The sequence below is a fragment of the Trebonia sp. genome, from assembly GCF_049794275.1.
Classification (GTDB): domain Bacteria; phylum Actinomycetota; class Actinomycetes; order Streptosporangiales; family Streptosporangiaceae; genus Trebonia.
The window spans coordinates 1-1,618 of record NZ_JBARCR010000036.1 but is presented as its reverse complement, the minus strand read 5'-3'; the positions used below and the strand labels follow the sequence as shown (position 1 = coordinate 1,618).

Below are 1,618 nucleotides of genomic sequence, written 5' to 3'. Positions count from 1 at the left end.
CGGCGGGCGCGCTCGCCGTCGCCGCGCTGGTCGCGCTGCCGCTTGTCTTGCTGGCCGCCCCGGCCTTCGGCGCGGTCGGCACCGGCCACCACACGCACTCTGCCGCGTACACGGAGCGGGGCGCCCGGTAACTTCATACCCCTCGGGGGTATAGTGAGCGGCATGCACGCCATCATGCATGCCCTCGCCATCACCGCGTCGATGACCTGGGTGATCACCTGGGCGCTCATCCTCGGGTTCACGCTGGCCGCCATCGTGCAGGCCGTGGTGCCCAAATCGGTGATCGTCCGGCTGCTTGGCGACGACCGGCCGCGCACGCTGGCGGTGGCGACGGCCTTCGGGGCGGCCTCCTCGTCGTGCTCCTACGCCGCGGTCGCGCTGGCCAGATCGCTGTTCAGGAAGGGCGCCGGCTTCACCGCCGCGATCGCGTTCGAGATCGCCTCGACGAACCTGGTCATCGAGCTCGGCGTGATCCTGGCGCTGCTGATGGGCTGGCAGTTCACTGCCGCCGAGTTCACCGGCGGCCCCATCATGATCGTGATCGTCGCGGTGCTGTTCCGGCTGTTCCTGACCAGCCGGCTGCTTGGCGAGGCGCGCACCCAGGCCGACCGCGGGATCGCCGGGTCGATGGAGGGCCACGCCGCGATGGACATGTCCGTTGGCGGCTCCGGGTCGATCACGCGGCGGCTGCTGTCCAGGGACGGCTTCACCGGGGTCTCCCACGTGTTCGTCATGGAGTGGGCCGCGATCCTCAGGGACCTGGTGATCGGCCTCCTGGTCGCGGGCGCGATCGCCGCCTGGGTGCCCGACTCGTTCTGGCAGGGCTTCTTCTTCGCCGGCCACCCGCTGGCCGCGAAGCTGTGGGGCCCGCTGATCGGCCCGGTCGTCGCGATCATCTCGTTCGTCTGCTCGATCGGCAACGTACCGCTGGCCGTGGTGCTGTGGAAGGGCGGGATCAGTTTCGGCGGCGTGATCGCCTTCATCTTCGCCGACCTGATCATCGCCCCGATCCTGAACATCTACCGCAAGTACTACGGGGCGCGGATGGCCGCGTTCCTGCTCGGCACGCTGTTCGCCGCCATGGCGGCGGCCGGGTACGTGATCGAGCTGGTCTTCGGCGGGCTGGGGCTGGTGCCCGACAGGTCCGCCGCGCACATCCCCGACCAAGGCGTGTCGCTGAACTACACGACCTGGCTGAACATCGTGTTCCTGCTGCTCGCCGCCGTGCTGGTCGTCAGGTTCGTGCGGACCGGCGGAATTCCGATGCTCCGCATGATGAACGGTGCGCCTGATGACGACCACGCCGGACATGGCGAGCACGCCGGGCACGATCACCGCGCCCACCACCAGGCGACCTGACGCTCTCGGGCAGTAGAGCTGGCATCCGCCGGGTATCGTGTTACCCCCAGCGCGGTCAGCTGCCCGGGGCGGGAGAATCGCAGCACAGGTCCGGTGCGGGCAGGAGTGGGCGCCAAGTGAGAACGGTGTGGTTGTGTGTTCGGGCGGGGCTGCGCCAGGACTGGCGCGGCCTCGCGCTGCTGACGCTGATCACGGCCGTGATGGGGGCAGTGGTGCTCACTGCGCTGGCGGGGGCGCACCGGACCGACAGAGCGGTCGC

Annotated in this window: 1 protein-coding gene; it reads left to right on the top strand. The window is 69.8% G+C overall.

What is annotated here, in order from left to right:
* Positions 1–162 precede the first annotated feature (162 nt).
* Entirely contained in the window at positions 163–1,359 is a 1,197-nt protein-coding gene (locus WA805_RS00965; protein WP_425241423.1) for a permease, read from the top strand.
* Positions 1,360–1,618: the final 259 nt, after the last annotated feature.